The following is a 15,416-nucleotide window of genomic DNA, read 5'->3' as shown; positions in this document are numbered from 1 at the left end:
CCCGAAAAGGAAGGATGAGTCCAGCAAAAAATGCACGAATCGTAAAAAAAAGTTTTAGGGGCTGGTTATAGGGCATCGAACCGTCTCAGCGGCTTCATTACACTATAGGAGATAGCAATATCCATGCCGATCAGTATTGGGGTGAGGGGGGATTTCTTTAAGGTGCTGAGAATAGAGGGAATGACCAAGATATTCGGTGGCATTACGGCTTTGCAGGATGTCTCCTTTTCCGTTGCATCAGGCGAGATTACGGGTATCATTGGTCCAAACGGAGCCGGCAAAACAACCCTGTTTAACATCGTAACGGGTATCTATAGCCCTACATCCGGTCAGGTATTTTATGAAGGGAAAGATATAACCGGGTTTCCACCGGAGAAGCTCGCAAGACTCAGTATGGTACGCACATTTCAGGGCATTGAATTGTTCGGCCAAATGACCGTTCTCGAAAACGTCATGGTCGGCCGCCATACAAAATCTCGAAGCGGCATCATTGCCTCAGCTTTTAAATTACCCGGACATTTAAGAGAAGAACGCCTTATAAAAGAAAAAGCAGCTTCCTGGCTTGAATTTACCGGTATCGCGGATCTGGCGCATACCACAGCAGCAAATTTACCCTTTGGAAAAGGAAGGCTCCTCGAAATTGCTCGTGCGATGGCGCTTGAACCGCACATCATCCTCATGGACGAACCGGCGGCAGGGCTTAACAGCAGGGAGACTTCCGACCTTGCCATAATGATAAAAAAAATAAATGATTCAGGGGTGACGGTAGCTCTGGTGGAACATGATATGGAACTGGTTATGGAAATCTGCAATCGCATCGTTGTTCTCAATCTCGGGCATAAACTTGCGGAAGGGACGCCGCGAGAGATTCAGGAAAATGAAAAAGTAATCACGGCCTATCTCGGAGAGGATTAATAAAGTCCCTCTTTCGTAAAGGGGGATTGAGGGTGGTTTTATTAGATAAGAGGGGATATCCAGAGGTTATTTTCATAGCAATGTTGAAACTTAAAAACATCAACACATATTATGGTAAATTGCAGGCACTGAAGAATGTCTCCCTGCATGTCAGCGCCGGAGAGATCGTTGCCCTGATCGGCGCCAACGGCGCCGGCAAGACGACAATCCTGAATACGATTTCTGCCGTTACACCCCCTTTGAACGGCGAAATACATTTTGATGGCGCCTTGATAAACAACCTTTCTCCGGATAGCATAGTCAGGCTCGGTATCTCTCAGGTTCCCGAAGGGAGGCAGGTTTTCAAACCCCTTACCGTTGATGACAATATTGAACTTGGCGCGTATCTCCGCTTTCGTGCTGGAGAAAAAAGAAAAGAAATAATGAAAGACAAGGACACAGTCTATGTGCTTTTCCCTCAGCTTCTGGAAAGGCGGAAACAGGTTGCGGGAACTCTATCGGGAGGTGAGCAACAGATGCTGGCCATAGGCCGGGCTCTCATGGCAAAACCAAAGCTGCTCCTCCTTGACGAACCGGCTATGGGACTTGCTCCGTTATTGGTCCAGGAGATCTTTCGGGTAATCCAGGAACTCCGCAAGCAGCAGGGAACGTCAGTGCTTCTCGTAGAACAGAATGCGCGAGTGGCGCTGAAGGCTGCTGATCGTGGATATGTCCTTGAAACGGGCAAGGTAATTCTCGAGGAGACGGCATCGGAACTTCTCGCGAATAAGGATGTTCAGCGGGCGTATCTCGGCAGGGACAAGAAGGAAATCTGGGAACGTTAAAAAATACGTGAGGTGGTTATGAAGATCTGGGAAGCCAAATATGAATGTATGCCGCGTGAAGAGCTGGAACAGCTTCAGCTTGAAAGACTGCAGGCAACGCTCAACAGGGTGTATAAAAATGTGACCTTCTACCGCAAGATATTTAATGAATCAAAGATAGTTCCCGAGGATATGCAAGCTCTTTCCGACTTGGCAAAAATTCCTTTTACCACCAAGGAGGATATGAGGATGAATTATCCCTACGGCATGTTTGCAGTTCCCCTTCGCGAGGTTGTCCGGGTACATTCATCATCAGGCACAACGGAAAAACCTGTCGTGGTCGGCTACACGAGAAATGATATCAAAGTATGGACGAATCTGGTAGCCCGCGTTATGACGGCAGCCGGGGTCACCCGCGATGATATGGTTCAGGTTACCTTTAGTTACGGTCTCTATACGGGAGCCTTCGGGTTTCATTATGGGGCGGAGGCCATCGGAGCAAGTGTCATCCCAACGGGCACAGGCAATACGGAAAAGCAGATAATGATCATGCAGGACTACAAAACATCGGCGCTTGTTTCCACACCGACGTACGCAATAATCCTGGCAGAAAGAATGGAGCGGATTGGTGTTAACCCCAAGGGGCTGGCATTGAGGGTAGGGCTTTTTGGAGGGGAGCCGTTGTCGGAGGCCATGCGCGGGGAGATTGAATCGAAGCTCGGCATTACCGCCACCGATAATTACGGCCTGTCTGAGATTATCGGCCCGGGCGTAGCAGGCGAATGTGAATATAAATGCGGCATGCATATCTTTGAAGACGCCTTTATACCGGAAATCATCGACCCTCTCACGGGGAAACAGTTGCCGGCCGGCAGTGTGGGAGAGCTTGTTTTGACCACCCTCACGAAAGAGGCATTTCCCATGATCCGTTATCGCACCGGAGACATTACCTCTCTTGAGTATGCCCCGTGCATGTGCGGGAGAACTGTTGCCAGGATGAATAAGACTTTAGGACGATCCGATGATATGCTCATCATCAAGGGGGTGAACGTATTCCCTTCACAGATAAGGACGGTACTGGTTGCCATAGTGGGAGCGGAACCGCATTATCAGATCGTCGTAGATCGTAAGGGGGCTCAGGATTTCCTGGAGGTACATATTGAGGCCACGGAAGGTATCTTCTTCGACGAAATGAAGGTGCAAAAAGCCTTTTTGGAGATGGTTGAAAAAAAGATAAGGTCGGTAATAGGAGTAAGCGCAGCGGTGAAACTGGTTGGACCGAACACGATTTACCGTCATGAAGGGAAGACGGGAAGGGTTATGGATAACCGTAAGACTTAATCGAGGGGTCTTTGAAAAATTTCCCATCTGATCGACGCCCCTCCCTCAAGTCATCAGCCTCAATATTCCATGAGTAATGGAGAGATTACGGAAATGTGTAATAACGTCCAGTAGAAGTACAAATCCATCACACAAATACAAAAGCAATGGCCAAAATTATGATAGATTACAAATAAACACTCCAAGTTGGCGAGCGCTAAAATCCTTAAGATGATCATTCTTCACTCCCCCTGTGCCAATATAAGTGAGACGCTCTCCACTTTGTAATTTAGACTCTATAGGGAGGGTTATCTCTGTGTCAAGTAGAAATGATCCACAAGATTATCATTACCACTTAGTAATCATGGATGTTTCATCTGGATGGCATTTTGTATGTTACAGGAAGATATATACTCGAAGACATCCCCTACACCTGTTGAATCTGGAATATTCTCATGGAGAAATGATTCTCGGTGGAAAGAAAGAACAAGCACGACATCATCAGGTAATAACTGTCGAGTTATAAGTATCCTGATTGGAGCCTGTCGCAAAACTATTTCTCTTGCTCCATCACCCTATGCACTTTCCGATGGAGCCTTCTTTGCATTTTTTCCCGTTAGTCCAAATTGCACCGGTAAGTCTTGCGCTGGTACGTTTTGTTCCGGAAAAGTTTGCGCTGTGAAGGTCTTCGTTGCGAGCGGCCTGAACGATTGCAACCAGCCACTCAGTCTTCCCCGGGTACGGGACGATCTTTTTACTCAAATTCGATGCGGAGTACAATGTGAGAATCCACGAGGGCCTTTCATGGCAGGTTTCCGATGACAAAGGGCCGGTGGAGTTCACAGGGGATTCCCATCATCAGCCAGGCATTGCGGGTGTCCAGTTCCTCGTTGATGCGCGCTTTGATCGTTTTAACGGTTCCGTCGTCACAGCATACTTCCATCAAATAGGGCAGTTCTTCAATCACATCGGGCAGGGTACCGCCTATTTCATTGCGATAAAAGTCACAGGCTTCTTCTGCAATATCGGCGGCAATGACCATTTTATGAATTCTGTATGCCTGCATATCTGTTCCGTTGTCCTCAGGAGGCCCTGCTGCATTGCCTGGATCAGGATATTCTTTGCCTGAGCCAGCGGCCGTTTTGTGGATATCCTGACGCGCAGTACCATGAACTATTACAGCCCGATCTGCCACTTTTTCGTCTTCCAGCGCTGGTGGATCCAGAACCACTGATCCGGATACTCCCGGACGACATCTTCCACAACCTTGGTGAAACGCTGTGTATTTTCAAGGAGATCCTTCTCATAGTCCCCGGTTTGGGAAATCTCCACCAGGGGCTTCAGGATGAACTTGTACTTTCCCGATTTCTGCCGCGCCATAAACATTGGGAGGACCGGCGCCCCGGACCGCAGGGCCAGGACGGCAAGTCCTACACCTGTACATGCGGGGCGGCCAAAGAAATCGACAAAGACCCCCTCTCGGGCGGCTACGTTCTGATCGCTGAGGATCGCAATTGCGTGGTTCTCCTTGAGCAGTTCCATGATTCGTTTGCCGGAGCCACCTTTCGGGATCATTTCATTGCCGTTTATCGTCCGCACATGTTCGATCATGTTATCGAGGACGGGGCTGTCGAGTGGACGATAGACAATATACGAGGGCTTGGGGAACTTGAGTAACAGGGGGACGGTTACAGGCATCAACTCCCAGTTGCCGAAATGGGCAATAATAGTGAGAAGTCCCTTGCCCTGGGCAATCCCCGCTTCAAAATGCTCCAGACCTTCCAGTTCGACCCATTCATGGAGGTTCTCCCGGGTGATGGACGGCAGACTGAAGAACTCCGCCGCCGTAATGGCCAGATTCCGGTAGACTCCCTTGGCGATCCTGTTCAGTTCCTCCATGTCTTTTTCCGGAAAAGCGCAACGAAGGTTATGCAATGCGATGAGGCGATGCTTCGCCACTGCATGATAGAAGAGCATCAGGAGGGACTTGAAGAAAAGTTTACGGATAGGCAGTGGAACGCACTGGCAACAAAACAGGATGATACTCGTTGCTCTTGTCTTTTCTACAGGCATGAGATCCTCAGTGCTACAGCAGGACAGTGGAAAGCGATCGTTTCAGTTCCTTGTTTCTTTCATTTTGAGTCGAGTAGAGCGGTTTCTGCAGATTCCGGAGAGTGAGGATTGTTTTTCTCTTATCGCCTGGTTCCCGGCGGTGCCACAGTATGTCACCATTTATCCGCCATCCATACACCATCACAGAACCGAATGCTCATATTTCTTATCATTCATACCATAATTATTGAGGAAAGAACATCCATGATAATGGATTGAAATCATGCATCTTCGTCAAAGTTGGCTGGTTGTGTAGCACAGGAAGGAGTATCTTATCAGACAATGTCCGTAAATTCATGTTTTGTTGAGGAAAGTTAATGTATTACAGTCATGGTCTTTTCTGTCGGAATGTGGAATCTAAAACTATTTTTTCATCATATGCCACTGAGGGCATTTTTAATTCTTAGCGTACATAAAAAATAATGCTTGATTAAAATAAATTCTTCAATTAGTTAGAAAAATTATGCAAAATATTGTAGCGTACTGCATATATATATAAATTGTAAAAGAAATGGAGAATGACACGTGGTAGAAATTGATTTTGGAAAAGGCGACGGACTTGTGCCGGTGATCGTTCAGGATGATGAGACAGGAGATGTCCTGATGCTTGCCTACATGAGTCGCGAGGCATGGTTGAAAACATTGGAGACGGGAAAGGCCACTTACTGGAGCAGGTCGAGAAATGAGCTGTGGGTTAAGGGTGAAACATCCGGCCATGTCCAACTTGTTAAGGAAATTCTTGTTGATTGTGATTCTGATACGCTTTTGTTGAAAGTCCATCAGATAGGTGGCGCCGCATGCCATACCGGGTATAAGTCATGTTTTTATAGAAGGGTCATAAACGAAAAGACCGAAATCATAGGAAAACCCGTATTTAAGCCGGAGGATGTTTATAAATGAAGAAATTAAAGCTGGGAATACCGAAGGGAAGCCTGGAAGCCAAAACGGTTGATCTTTTCAAAATGGCCGGTTGGCGTATTTCATACGATGAGAGGAGTTATTTCCCGGATATCGATGATGAAGAGATCTCCTGTACACTTGTGAGAGCTCAGGAGATGGCGAGATATGTTGAGGATGGGACGCTGGATCTGGGCCTTACGGGGAAGGACTGGATTATTGAGAATGACTCAAATGTTGTTGAAGTACAGGATCTGATTTATTCGAAGGCGTCGGTAAGGCAGGCTCGGTGGGTATTGGTGGTCAGAGATGATTCTCCCATCCTGGCCCTCGAGGACATGGAGGGGAAGAAAATTTCGACGGAACTGGTCAAGTTCACGGAAAGGTATTTCAGGGAGAGGAATATCACTGTTCATGTCGAATTTTCCTGGGGCGCAACGGAGGCCAAGGTTGTCGAAGGTCTTGTGGATGCTATTGTTGAGGTGACCGAGACGGGAAGGACACTTAAGGCCAATAAGTTAAGGATCGTTCATGAACTGATGAAGACGAATACAAAGCTCATTGCTAATCCCGATGCATGGGAGGACCCTTGGAAGAGGAAGAAGATAGAGCAGATCAGGACGTTACTTAATGGTTCATTACTGGCGATGGGTAAGGTGGGTTTGAAGTTGAATGTTTCAAAGGAGAATCTTGGGCGGGTTGTCCTTCTGCTTCCATCGCTGAAGGCGCCCACGATATCCGGCTTGTACTCGAATGATTGGTATGCCGTAGAGACAATAGTTAGCGCGAACATTGTACGCGATTTAATCCCCTTACTTCAAGAGGCCGGGGCCGAAGGTATTATTGAATATCCCTTGAATAAAGTTATCTGAAAGGCATGACGATTATGGCACGGGAGGCAAAGATACACAGGAAAACAACGGAAACAGATGTTTCAATAGCAATTAATCTCGATGGCGCCGGGGATGGGAAAATATCCACCACAATAACCTTTATCGATCATATGCTCAACCTCTTTGCCCGGCATGGTCTTATTGATCTGGTTATAAACAGCAAAGGTGATACACATATTGATGATCATCATTTGGTTGAGGATATGGGAATATGTCTTGGAGACGCCGTTAAGAAAGCTATTGGTGATAAAAAGGGGATCGCCCGTTACGGATCGGCCATCGTTCCTATGGATGAAAGTTTGTGCAGTGTGGTAATAGATATCTCCGGAAGACCTTATCTGATTTACAACGTGGAATTTAAGAGCAAAAAAACAGGTAAATTTGATTACGCCCTGATAAAGGAATTTTTTAAATCTTTTTCAGACCATAGCGGAATGACCTTGCATATTAATCTCATTTATGGTAAGAACAGCCACCATATAGCAGAGGCGATTTTCAAGGCCTTTGCACTTGCCTTGAGAAAAGCAGTGACCATTCACGGCCGCATAGAAGGCATCTTATCCACTAAGGGAAGTCTGTGATCCGTAGTCTCCAAAAAGGAGGTGGCACTATCCAGAGAGCATCTTACGGCGCTTTAAATCGGTTAAGCCATCTCTTTCTTATATTTTTCATTCTTATTTTTGTTACCGGCTGCCATTACGCCAGTGGTGTATCTACTACTCTTAAAGATGACGGCAAGGTTGTCTTTAAGCGTATTGCCGTAGCTCCCTTCCAGCGAATCAGCCCGGAAGAGGCGCCCTTCAAGACAGTGCGCTGTCCTCTGTGCGGCCAGCTCATCAGTACCGAAAAATTTCCACAGGGTGCAGAAAAAGTTGTTGAAGATATCTTTTTTGAACATCTCACTGATCGGAAAGTATTTGATCTTATCCCGCCGGACAGAGTCGGAGGTATTTACGAGAGAGTCGCCGCGGGTTTTCTCAAAGCAGACCCTATTGAAATATTAAAAAAAGTTGGCAATGAACTGGAAGCGGATGGAATTGTCTTCAGTTATGTGTATCGCTACAGGGAAAGAAAGGGATATCCCTATGGTGCTGATAAAACTGCCTCTGTTGCCTTTGAAATACATCTAATCAGGGTCAGTGATGGAGCCGTTGTCTGGAGGGGTGTTTTCGACAAGACCCAAACCTCATTGATGGAAAATATTCTTCAGATTTCTTCTTTTTATAAAGAGGGGGGGAGGTTTGTCACTGCGAAGGAGTTGACGGCAGAGGGTATTGATGAAATTCTGATAAAATTCCCCGGTTTGAAAAAAGAGTAATATGAGGCGGTATTCAAACAGAGGATGCTCGTGAGATTTTATGAGTGTCTTGGGAATATAGTGCTTTTCTTGTCTGGAGTTGAATATTGATTATTATACCGGCAATCGATTTGAAAGATGGCCAGTGTGTACGTCTTGCGCAGGGGGACTTCAATCGTGTTACCGTATATTCTGATGATCCTGTTGAGATAGCAAAAACATGGCAGGCAAATGGAGCAGAGCGCATCCATGTGGTTGATCTCGATGGGTCACTTGCCGGTTCACCGCGGAACAAGGAAGTGATCCGGAGTATCATCGAAGAAGTCAAAGTGCCAATCCAGGTGGGCGGCGGTATAAGAGAGATTAAAACCATCGAAGCATACATAAGAATGGGCGTACACGGGATTATCCTGGGAACTATAGCACTGAGAGACAGTGGATTTGTCAGGGAAGTTTGCAATGCTTACAAAGGCAAGATTATCCTTGGTATTGATGCAAATGGTGGTAAGGTAGCAGTCCAGGGGTGGACTGAACAAACTTCTGAGTCTGCTATTGATGTTGCCAGACGTTATGAAGGATATGGGTTGGCAGCTATTGTGTATACGGATATCAAAAGAGACGGTATGGAAACTGGTGTCAATACGGAAGCCACCAGGACCATTGCAGAAGCTGTGGATATACCGGTAATTGCTTCAGGAGGTGTATCAGGGATTCATGATATAGAAAAACTCCTTGAAATAGAGAAGTATGGAGTAACCGGTGTTATCATCGGTAAAGCCCTATATTCAGGCGCCATATCCCTGAAGGAAGCTATAAGCCTTTCAAATCGTTGAGTTCTGAGGGAACTCATTCTTAAAAGCCCCGCCGTTCAGGTGGTGAGATTTACTTTAAAAAAGGAGGGTCTGTGTAATGGAAGACTGCCTCTTCTGCAAAATTGTAAATGGCACAATCCCGAGCAGCAAAGTTTATGAAGATGGTGAGGTAGTGGCCTTCGATGATATTCATCCTATGGCTCCTGTCCATGTTATTGTTATTCCCAAAAAGCATATCCCGACTCTCCTGGATGTGACGGCTGAAAATATGAACGCTGTGAACGCTATGGTTGCTGCTGCGCGGGAGGTAGCACGGATCAAAGGTATTGACAAAAGAGGATTTCGCACTGTGATAAACTGTAACGAAGAAGGAGGACAGGTCATCTTTCACCTGCATATGCATGTTTTAGGGGGAAAGAAGCTGAAGGACGGGCTGGCCTGATTTCTTGTTGTTCCATTGACAAATCATTAAAGAGGTATACTTTAATAAAGTTAGTAAATAATACAGGTGATATGATGGACTTCGACAAAAAAATTGAAGCTGAAATGATCTCGGCAGCCAGGGCAAAGGATAAGATAAGATTGTCTGCGATACGAATGATGAAGACAGGCATTCATAACAGGGAAATAGACCTGAAGAGGAAAATGAATGAATTAGAGTTTCTGCAGCTGTTGTCGTCTATGGTGAAACAAAGAAAAGATTCGATCGACCAATTCAAAAAGGGTGGAAGAGAGGATCTGGTTGATAAGGAAGAGGCGGAGCTTAAGGTTATTCAGGAATTTATGCCTGAGCAGATGTCGGAGGAAGATATAGATCACGAAATCGAAATGGTCATCAATGAAGTCGGCGCTGTCGGTATCAAAGATATGGGAAAGGTTATGAAGGTTCTCATGCCGAAGTTAACCGGCAAGGCGGATGGTAAAATAGTTAGTGAGAAAATTAAAGAAAGATTGTCATCCTGAAATGACATCATGACAGGAGTATTGAAAGATCTGTTAGCCCTGGTGAACTAAAGGGGACGACGTAGTGAAAGGACACATTTCTCCGGAGAAGATAGAGGAGGTAAAGAGAAGGGCAGATATCGTCGACCTGGTGTCAGAATATGTTACCCTTAAAAAGGGCGGGAGGAACTTTCTCGGTCTCTGTCCCTTTCACAAGGAAAAAACACCTTCTTTTACGGTGAACCGTGACAAACAGATATTCTACTGCTTCGGATGCGCGGAGGGAGGCAATGTCGTGACGTTTTTGATGAAAATGAACGACATGTCATTTCCCGAGGCAATAAGGCACCTGGCGGGAAAGACAGGGGTTGTCATACCGGAAAGGGTTCTAACCCGTGAAGATAAAGAACGCTCAAGTGTAAGGGATGAAATTAACCGTATTAATCGAGCGGCAGCGAAATATTTTACTGAGAACCTCTACTCACCGGCAGGAAAAGGGGCAAGAGAATACCTGGGAAAGAGGGGAATACCAGAGGAGGTAATCAAAGAATTTTGCCTCGGATTTGCCCTTGATGGGTGGAGACATCTCAGAGAATATTGTGAGAAAGCAAAAATTCCTTTGAAACTCGTTGAACAGGCGGGGTTGATCATTGCGAAAACAAACGGAGGGGGATCTTTTTACGACCGGTTCCGGGGGAGATTAATTTTCCCCATTGAAGATGTCGGAGGTAACGTTATTGCCTTCGGCGGCAGAATTATCGGGGATGGCGAACCAAAGTATTTAAATACTTCCGAATCACCCGTGTATATCAAGGGAAGGAACCTCTATGGCCTGAACCGAACAAAAGAGGACATTCGCAAGAAAGGTTATGCCATACTCGTTGAAGGGTATTTTGACTTAATTACCCTATGGGGCGCCGGTATCAGGAACGTTATTGCCACCCTCGGGACAGCCCTGACGAGAGACCATGTTGATCTGATCAGGCGGTATACGGGGCAGGCTATTGCCGCGTTTGACCCTGATAATGCGGGGAAAAAGGCACTGGCGCGGAGTATTGAGCTATTTCTTGCCGGTAATGTGCATGCAAAGGCTGTTGTGCTCCCGGACGGCTATGACCCGGATAAATATATAAGGACATTCGGCGGAGAAGCCTTTGAGGGACTCATTCATCGCGCCCAGTCCATGATTGATTATTATATTGAAAATATCATCGGGAAAGTAGCTACCCTTGAGGAAAAGAGAGATGCTCTGAGAGAATCTGTGTCCCTTATTATCCATATTGATAATGAAAATGAGAGAGATCTGTTCATAAAAAGGGTATCGGAAAAGTTAGGCTTAAATCAGGAACTTTTAACAAAAGAGGTTAATCGCGCTTTAAAAGTACCGACCGGAAAGTCGCCAGACGTTTTAAGAGAACGAGATAGTGAAATAGACATGGTAGAGTTGAGTCTTATCCATATCATGTTAGAATACCCTCATAAGATTCCTGAAATCGTTAAAAAGAAAATATTTGATTGTTTTATGAGCGCGAATTTACAATCACTTGCAGAAAGACTGAGAGATTCTTTTGAAAAGGAGGGTCCGGAGGGTTTTGATGCATCAGTGTTCATACAGACCATTGATAATGAAATTATCAGACAAAAGCTTCTTAAAAAAATGATCAATGAAAATCCCTATGATGAAAAGATTATTGATCGTGTGACGAGCGATGCAATGAAACAAATTAAACGAAAGTGGTTCAGGGAAAAGTACAAGATTCTGAATAGGCAGATGAGCAAGGCTGACGAAACTGGCGATCGTCAGTTATGCGACAGACTATTAGCAGAAAAGGAAAGATTAAGAAGAGAAGAAGAAACATTATTGTGAAAACGATAGTGTTCTGTAAATTTTTGTTTTGAGTAAAAACACCGGGGAGAGACCAATATGGGAAAAGAAATAGAATCAGAAGAATTTAAAAAGTTGATAACATTGGGAGAATCGAAGGGTTTTTTAACCTATGATGATGTTAATGATTTGCTGCCCTCTGATATCATATCTTCCGATCAGATCGATGATATCATCATGCTCTTTGGTGAGAAAAATATAGATATTATTGATTCAGACAAAGGGGAAAAGCTTGTCGTTAAAAAAGTTACTGATGAAAGACTGGAAGTCAAAGAAGGAGATATTCTTGACCTTATGGCTACCGTTGGAAAGACTGGTGATCCCGTCAAGATGTACCTTCGCGAAATGGGCCTTGTATCCTTGCTCTCCAGAGAAGGAGAGGTTGAGATCGCCAAAAAAATCGAAGATGGAGAGAAGGATGTGATGGACTCCATCTTTGGTATAGCGTCGTCAGTAAAGGATGTTGTTGATATTGGTATAAGATTGAAGAGTGGCGATCTCCGCATAAAGAGTATATTGGCCAATCTTGAAGATGAAGATGGTTTCGTTGAAGAAGACATGCACAAAGAAAGAGTCCTGAAATTACTTGACAAAATAACATCTTTAGACAAGAAAAATGATGTTCTCAAGGCGAAGCTTAAATCAAAAAGCGTTGATAATGAAGAGAAAATTATTATCGAGGCGGAGTTAGAAAAATACACTAAAAGAATCATCAGCTTGTGCAGGAAAGTCAAGTTTAGCAAAAAAAATATAGAAAGAATGGTCTCGAAGCTGAAGAATTATGTGGCGGAGGGAGAAAAGGCGGATAATAAAATCCGCAGGTGTAAGGAAGAAACGGGATTGTCCCTCAAGGAGATGGAGAAAGCGTGGGAACGAATAAAAAAATTACCTGAGGGTCGCATTGTAGATAAAGAAACAAAGGTTTCCATTGAGAAGTTGAAAGAATGCGAAGCAATTGTCGGGGAAGCTAAAAAAAGGACAACTGCAATTGTGCAGGAAACGGGACTCTCTTTTACTGCTTTAAAAAAGGTGGTCACTTTAATCGAAAAAGGAGAAAGAAGGGCGGAGAGAGCAAAGAGGAAACTGGTTGAAGCGAACCTGCGGCTGGTTGTCAGTATTGCCAAAAAGTATACAAGTAGAGGATTGCAATTTCTTGATCTGATCCAGGAAGGGAATATTGGTCTGATGAAGGCCGTTGATAAATTTGAATATCAGCGGGGATATAAATTTTCTACCTATGCCACATGGTGGATCAGGCAGGCAATAACGAGGGCAATTGCCGACCAGGCAAGGACTATAAGAATTCCCGTTCATATGATTGAAACAATAAACAAGTTGATAAGAACGTCGCGTTATCTGGTACAGGAGTTGGGGAGGGAACCGAATCCTGAGGAAATTGCAAATAAGATGGAGTATCCCTTGGAAAAGGTAAGGAAAGTTTTAAAGATTGCCAAAGAACCTATATCTCTTGAGACGCCGATAGGTGAGGAAGAGGATAGTCATCTCGGTGATTTTATAGTGGATAAAAAGATTATGTCTCCTTCGGATGCTACGATAAGCATGAATCTCGCTGAACAGACGAGAAAGATATTATCAACATTAACTCCGAGAGAAGAGAAAGTGCTCAGGATGCGCTTTGGAATCAGCGAAAGGGGCATTTATTCATCGGAGAGGGAAAAAGATCATTTAGAAATTAACAGGGAGCGGAACAAACAGTTGGAAGCAACTGCGGTGAGAAAGTTAAGAAATCCGTCCAGGAGGAAAGTATTCAGGCCTGAAGCGAAATAGATATTGACATAAATTAAGCAAGTAGTATAAATATCAAAATTAGACATTAGGAGCATAGTTCATAAAAAAAATAATGAGGGGCCCATAGCTCAATTGGAAGAGCCACCGGCTCATAACCGGTAGGTCCCTGGTTCGAACCCAGGTGGGCCCACCATATAATTCAAAGGCTGAGAGGTTGCAATTTTATATCGAACAAAAGGTATATTGTGTTATGTTGCGCAATAATTCTTGCCAGATTAAGGCTTGCATGTGTTACGGAAAGACACCGGCAAGTAACTCAACAGAGGATCGGGGAAATATCCTCATGAAAAAAGTGCACCACATGTTGGTGCTTTTTTTTTATTTATCGGTAGGGAACTCTTGTTTTCATAAATAGTTAGATGGATTTGACCCCGGTCAATATTATGGGATGAAAGGGAAGATTTTTGAAAGAACAGTTATCATATTTAATTGAGCTTCAAGAACTTGATTTGATAATAGGCAAGATAAGCATTAAAAAAAGGGAACTGCCTGAAAAAATTACGCACATGGATGAGGAATTCATGGCTTTTACTGCGAGCATGGAGGAAGGCAAGAAGAAACTGGAAGAATTGAATAAACGACATAGTGAAAAGGAAGATAAGCTAAAAAGAGGAATTGAGAACATAAAGAAGACAAAAGATCGCCAGCACGAGGTTAAGACGAATAAAGAGTATCAGGCTATCTTAAAAGAAATTGAGACGGTAGAGAAAAAAAACAGCGAGATTGAGGATGAGATTATTTCCGTTCTGGATGAAATTGATAATGCCAAGGCAGTATTAGAAGCAAAAAAAAGGGATTATAATACGTACAAATTACAGTATGAAGAGGAAAAGAAAAAGACAGAAGAAGAGATCAGTCACCTTGATGTCGATCTTTCAGACTATCAGCAGAAAAGTAATAATATCAGAAAAAAGATTCGTAGTGAGCTTATCAAAAAGTATGAAACAATCAAAAATGCAAGAAATAGCTTGGCTGTGGTATCGGTATGGAGAGAAGTGTGTGGCGGCTGCTATATGAATATACCTCCTCAATTGTATATTGAATTGCAGAGGTCTATAGATTTACTATACTGTCCGAACTGCAACCGGATAATATACTGGTATGATCAGGATAAAACTAATGGCTGATCTTGCCTTTAACCTCTTTACCGATGGGGCGTGCAGGGGAAATCCCGGCCAGGGTGGCGCAGGAGCTGTCTTGGTGGATGAGAAAGGGAATATATTTGCCATGGCAAAGAATTCATTAGGGTTGTGCACGAATAATATTGCTGAGTATAGAGCACTGATTCTTGGTCTGGAGGAAGCGTTAAAGAGGCGATGCAGGCGATTGCACATCTTTCTTGATTCAGAGCTTCTGGTTAATCAGATCAACGGCACGTATAAAGTAAAAAATGAAAACCTCAAAGTGCTGATGCACGATGTGAAAAAATTATTATCACAATTTGACAGTTATACTGTAGAGCATGTAGCGAGAAGTAAAAATCACATAGCGGATAGATTGGCAAATGAAGCTATTGATGAAGCGCTCTGAAATTTCTGAGCACGAAATTCTAAATCCTGAATTCTATCAAAGCATTCATGTCCGGAGTTGCTAGTGTTTAATTGCATAAATTAACGATAGTATTTCTGAGTTGCGATCCTTTGACTTCTCGTTTTCGCCAGACAAAGGGTTTGGCTTTGGGACCATAGACGGCGACAAATGCCTCAATGGCTTGGCGTAATTCTTCAATAT

17 protein-coding genes and 1 tRNA gene are annotated in these 15,416 nt (G+C 44.2%); 15 read left to right on the top strand and 3 right to left on the bottom strand.

Annotated features, from left to right (window positions below):
- Nucleotides 1-162 precede the first annotated feature (162 nt).
- From NTW12_01130 to NTW12_01120, 3 genes are all read left to right on the top strand, one after another.
- Nucleotides 163-915, top strand: a complete 753-nt coding sequence (locus tag NTW12_01130) for an ABC transporter ATP-binding protein (protein MCX5844955.1) — start codon at nt 163-165, stop codon at nt 913-915.
- A gap of 80 nt (nt 916-995) precedes the next feature.
- A complete protein-coding gene (locus NTW12_01125; GenBank protein ID MCX5844954.1) occupies nt 996-1,739 on the top strand; it encodes an ABC transporter ATP-binding protein in 744 nt (247 codons plus the stop codon).
- Between the two features lie 18 nt (nt 1,740-1,757).
- Nucleotides 1,758-3,059, top strand: a complete 1,302-nt coding sequence (locus tag NTW12_01120) for a phenylacetate--CoA ligase (GenBank protein ID MCX5844953.1) — start codon at nt 1,758-1,760, stop codon at nt 3,057-3,059.
- A 781-nt stretch (nt 3,060-3,840) separates the two neighbouring features.
- On the opposite strand, the gene NTW12_01115 is transcribed toward NTW12_01120, so the two are convergent.
- Nucleotides 3,841-4,233, bottom strand: a complete 393-nt coding sequence (locus NTW12_01115; protein MCX5844952.1) for a hypothetical protein — start codon at nt 4,231-4,233, stop codon at nt 3,841-3,843.
- Complete coding sequence (locus tag NTW12_01110; GenBank protein ID MCX5844951.1) at nt 4,215-5,111, bottom strand: lysophospholipid acyltransferase family protein; 897 nt, start codon at nt 5,109-5,111, stop codon at nt 4,215-4,217. The genes NTW12_01115 and NTW12_01110 overlap by 19 nt, the downstream gene beginning before the upstream one ends.
- A 564-nt stretch (nt 5,112-5,675) precedes the next feature.
- Between NTW12_01110 and hisI the strand changes: the two genes are divergently transcribed.
- From hisI to NTW12_01050, 12 genes are all read left to right on the top strand, one after another.
- Nucleotides 5,676-6,050, top strand: coding sequence for a phosphoribosyl-AMP cyclohydrolase (hisI, locus tag NTW12_01105; protein MCX5844950.1), 375 nt, complete (start codon nt 5,676-5,678; stop codon nt 6,048-6,050).
- Nucleotides 6,047-6,919 carry an ATP phosphoribosyltransferase gene (gene hisG, locus NTW12_01100; protein ID MCX5844949.1) on the top strand — a complete coding sequence of 291 codons (873 nt, stop codon included), beginning with the start codon at nt 6,047-6,049 and terminating at the stop codon, nt 6,917-6,919. Before hisI ends, hisG begins: the two co-directional genes overlap by 4 nt.
- A gap of 14 nt (nt 6,920-6,933) precedes the next feature.
- Nucleotides 6,934-7,521 (top strand): imidazoleglycerol-phosphate dehydratase HisB, encoded by a 588-nt coding sequence (hisB, locus tag NTW12_01095; GenBank protein ID MCX5844948.1) that lies wholly within the window; start codon nt 6,934-6,936, stop codon nt 7,519-7,521.
- On the top strand, nt 7,518-8,258 hold the full coding sequence (locus NTW12_01090) for a DUF4136 domain-containing protein (GenBank protein MCX5844947.1): 741 nt from the start codon (nt 7,518-7,520) through the stop codon (nt 8,256-8,258). The genes hisB and NTW12_01090 overlap by 4 nt, the downstream gene beginning before the upstream one ends.
- Before the next feature lie 86 nt (nt 8,259-8,344).
- The gene (gene hisA, locus NTW12_01085) at nt 8,345-9,070 is read left to right on the top strand and encodes a 1-(5-phosphoribosyl)-5-[(5-phosphoribosylamino)methylideneamino]imidazole-4-carboxamide isomerase (GenBank protein ID MCX5844946.1); all 726 of its coding nucleotides are present in this window, start codon (nt 8,345-8,347) and stop codon (nt 9,068-9,070) included.
- A gap of 76 nt (nt 9,071-9,146) precedes the next feature.
- Nucleotides 9,147-9,491, top strand: coding sequence for a histidine triad nucleotide-binding protein (locus NTW12_01080; protein MCX5844945.1), 345 nt, complete (start codon nt 9,147-9,149; stop codon nt 9,489-9,491).
- A gap of 71 nt (nt 9,492-9,562) precedes the next feature.
- Nucleotides 9,563-10,012, top strand: coding sequence for a GatB/YqeY domain-containing protein (locus tag NTW12_01075; protein MCX5844944.1), 450 nt, complete (start codon nt 9,563-9,565; stop codon nt 10,010-10,012).
- Between the two features lie 64 nt (nt 10,013-10,076).
- Nucleotides 10,077-11,858 carry a DNA primase gene (dnaG, locus tag NTW12_01070; GenBank protein MCX5844943.1) on the top strand — a complete coding sequence of 594 codons (1,782 nt, stop codon included), beginning with the start codon at nt 10,077-10,079 and terminating at the stop codon, nt 11,856-11,858.
- A gap of 57 nt (nt 11,859-11,915) precedes the next feature.
- A complete protein-coding gene (rpoD, locus tag NTW12_01065; GenBank protein MCX5844942.1) occupies nt 11,916-13,664 on the top strand; it encodes an RNA polymerase sigma factor RpoD in 1,749 nt (582 codons plus the stop codon).
- A gap of 78 nt (nt 13,665-13,742) precedes the next feature.
- Nucleotides 13,743-13,818, top strand: a tRNA-Ile gene (locus tag NTW12_01060).
- A 271-nt stretch (nt 13,819-14,089) separates the two neighbouring features.
- Entirely contained in the window at nt 14,090-14,812 is a 723-nt protein-coding gene (locus NTW12_01055; GenBank protein ID MCX5844941.1) for a C4-type zinc ribbon domain-containing protein, read from the top strand.
- Complete coding sequence (locus tag NTW12_01050) at nt 14,805-15,215, top strand: ribonuclease HI family protein (GenBank protein ID MCX5844940.1); 411 nt, start codon at nt 14,805-14,807, stop codon at nt 15,213-15,215. Before NTW12_01055 ends, NTW12_01050 begins: the two co-directional genes overlap by 8 nt.
- Nucleotides 15,216-15,282: 67 nt before the next feature.
- Here the strand turns inward: NTW12_01050 and NTW12_01045 are convergent.
- The coding region (locus tag NTW12_01045; protein ID MCX5844939.1) for an IS630 family transposase at nt 15,283-15,416 on the bottom strand (134 nt) is incomplete at its 5' end.

This window comes from Deltaproteobacteria bacterium, assembly GCA_026388545.1.
Lineage (GTDB): Bacteria > Desulfobacterota > Syntrophia > Syntrophales > UBA2185 > JAPLJS01.
Note: the sequence above shows the minus strand (reverse complement) of the source record. Positions and strands in the feature narration are given on the sequence as shown.